At 45.8% G+C, this 2,843-nt stretch carries 3 protein-coding genes; all 3 read left to right on the top strand.

Annotated elements, in window-relative coordinates; all coding sequences use genetic code 11:
* The first annotated feature begins 170 nt into the window (after positions 1 to 170).
* The 3 genes from QZP87_RS03205 to QZP87_RS03195 all read left to right on the top strand — a co-directional run bounded on the left by QZP87_RS03205 (position 171) and on the right by QZP87_RS03195 (position 2,666).
* The gene (locus tag QZP87_RS03205; protein ID WP_291321471.1) at positions 171 to 395 is read left to right on the top strand and encodes a hypothetical protein; all 225 of its coding nucleotides are present in this window, start codon (positions 171 to 173) and stop codon (positions 393 to 395) included.
* A gap of 377 nt (positions 396 to 772) precedes the next feature.
* Positions 773 to 1,711: a hypothetical protein gene (locus QZP87_RS03200; RefSeq protein WP_291321470.1), complete on the top strand. Its 939-nt coding sequence runs from the start codon at positions 773 to 775 to the stop codon at positions 1,709 to 1,711.
* A gap of 70 nt (positions 1,712 to 1,781) precedes the next feature.
* Complete coding sequence (locus QZP87_RS03195) at positions 1,782 to 2,666, top strand: DUF4062 domain-containing protein (protein WP_291321469.1); 885 nt, start codon at positions 1,782 to 1,784, stop codon at positions 2,664 to 2,666.
* Positions 2,667 to 2,843 lie beyond the last annotated feature (177 nt).

Raw genomic sequence — 2,843 nt, 5'->3', positions numbered from 1 at the left:
TGATCTGACCCAAAAAGAGGAAGCATCCAGGTTGATTGAAGACCTGATGAACCAAGCCGCCAAGGCGTAAAGTGTTACCCGGATTTTAAGATTTTGTTCGAATTTTTATTGCAATGACACAATTAAGTTGTTTGGTCGTGAAGGAAAGGCCCTTACCAATACCTGCATTTGTGCAGGCAGTATTACACATCTTATCTGCATTTGCGGAAATCACTGATTTCCGAAACCAACCAATAGCTGACGAGATCGAAACCCTGGTGGACAGGTTCATCGACTTGAAAAAAGACAGCCAGGACACAAGCCGCCTGGAAAACCATATAGATCAGCTTGTTTATCAGCTCTATGACCTGACTTCAGAAGTGAGCGGGGTGGTGGAGGCTTCAGAGCAGAATTAAAGAGTTCGCTGTGATTTTGACGCTTTATTCTTGCGCTTGATGCAAAAAAGTGTTTACCTGCTCAGAATTTGACACAGAAAAGCTTCTTTTTGGTCATTCATTAGAAATCCAGGGGACTTATGTCGATATTCATTACAGATTAAGATGTTAAAAAAATTGAAAGGAAGATGATTTAAGGATAACCAGAAAAAATTTTTTAATCATTTGATGGCCGGACGCTCCGCGCCCGGCCATTGTGCGGCGGATTCCCATCCACTTTGCTGTCCGGCGCTCCCGCGCCGTCCATCAACGCGGATGCAGCAGACAATCCCGTCGGCAAGCAAGCTTGCCTCCGGTCTTGCTCCTGATCCGCCGCACATTAGCCGCAAGGAGAACCCATGCAAACATGGAAATTCAGCATCAAACCCGATAGCGATGAAGGATTCGATCCTTTTCTTAAGTGCAAAGCGCTTGGAATGGTCGGAATCGGATGGTCTCATGGTTACGAAGAAAAGCAGCCAAAAGATTTTGAAGAGGCAAAAGAACTAATCAAGAAAGAGTGGGATACTTCGGATATTCCTAAGCAAATTTACAAGCTGTTTGATGAAATTAAGCCCGGTGATCATCTTTGGATGCAAAAATACGGCCACTATTATCTTTGTATTGCGGGAAAGAAAAAATATATTGCAAGAGAAATATGCGAGGATTTTCGTCGTTACGATTTAGGTCACACAATTGAAGCAACGTGGATTGAAGTCCCTGATGATTTAGTATGTGGATCAATACAAAGGGGAACTATAGCGCAAAGAATGATACAACGAATCAACCTATCTGAAGCGGAGGTGAGACTTAACCGGCATATTGCAGCCAATCTCTCTACGAATCCATCTTGGCTTCCCAGTATTGATATAGAAGCTGTCGGCAGCGTTTTGGATACAACAGACCAAAAATCATTGTTTGGATTATTGTCTCCCGATGACGTCGAAGATATCGTTGCCTCAAAACTTCAGACAGAAGGTTGGGTTTTGATCAAATCTACTTGCTTTCGATCAAAGCCCCAGTTCGAGTTTTCTATGATAAACAGTGACGGAGAAACAGGCTTAGTTCAAGTAAAGTCAGGAAGATGGCCATCTCCACTTAATCCAGCCGATTATGAAGAATATCTGCGCGGGAACAACAAAATTTTTCTATTTTCGGCGCATCCAGAACCCTATCAAGGTGAGAGAACAGAAAATATCATTTGTTTGGCGAAAAGCGAGCTTATTGAGTGGATGAAAAAACACAGTAACTTGCTAACACCTACGGTTAAACTGAAATTGTCACTACAAAACGGCTAGCAAAACCATCCAGCGGACGCGCCAAAGGCGCGCGCCCCTGATGGTTGACGTTAGAGCTCACGGAGAGGATATGGCATATCAAGCGACAATAATTCCCGTAATGATCGCGTCCCCTGGTGACGTGCATGAATACCGCAGCATCGTCCGCGATGTACTGCATGAGTGGAACTACGTAAATTCAGCTTCATCAACAGCCATGATGATGCCTGTTGGTTGGGAGACGCACTCATCTCCTGAGCTAGGTTCTTCTCCTCAAGAACTGATTAACGATCGCGTTCTTGAAGACTGCGATCTGCTAGTTGGTATTTTCTGGACTCGCTTGGGCACGCCCACCACTGCATCCAGTAGTGGTACCGCTGAAGAAATTGAGCGCCATTTAAAAGCCGGAAAGCCTGCAATGGTCTATTTTTGCTCAGCTCCCGCAGCTTTGGACACTGTTGATCCCGACCAGTATGCCGCACTTAAAGATTTTCGAGAATGGTGCAAAAAGCAGGGGATAGTTGAGTTCTTTGACAATGCGGTAGACTTTGAAAAGAAGCTTCGTCGTCATCTTCAAATCACAATCCAAAAGAATCCATATCTCGGCGGACTACTTCAGGCGACAAGCACGCCGAGCTCAGTTATCACTCCGGTTGTTACCTCGACTCCGCTTGATCCAATGCAGCAAGAGGCATCGTTGCTTTCCGAGGAAGCGCGAATCCTGCTGGTAGAGGCCTCACAGGACAAGAACGGAACGATCTTGAAACTGGCTACCTTTGGAGGGCGATACATCCAGTCTCGTGGCAAGACGTTTGGCGATCCGTCTGATCGTCGCTCATCGGCAAAGTGGGAGTACGCACTTGAGCAACTATTATCGGCTGGTTTTGTCTTGGCCCGAGGGCACAAAGATCAAGTTTTCGAGCTAAGTGAGCCTGGCTACCGAATGGCGGAATACCTGGAAAGCCGAGAAAAGTGAGCTCTAACCTTGCTCTTGCAGCGGATCGCAAAAAACCGCGCCCGCTGAAGAGCACATTGGGCGTTCAAACACAAAGGAGGATAAAATGCCATTAATCAAGACACGCAACCTGTTTATTAGTCACTCATGGAGTTACGGAGATGCTTATGAAAAGCTGGTTAAAATGCTGGATGCTGC

It is taken from the genome of Desulfonatronospira sp., assembly GCA_003563255.1.
Classification (GTDB): Bacteria; Desulfobacterota; Desulfovibrionia; order Desulfovibrionales; family Desulfonatronovibrionaceae; genus Desulfonatronospira.
Note: the sequence above shows the minus strand (reverse complement) of the source record. Positions and strands in the feature narration are given on the sequence as shown.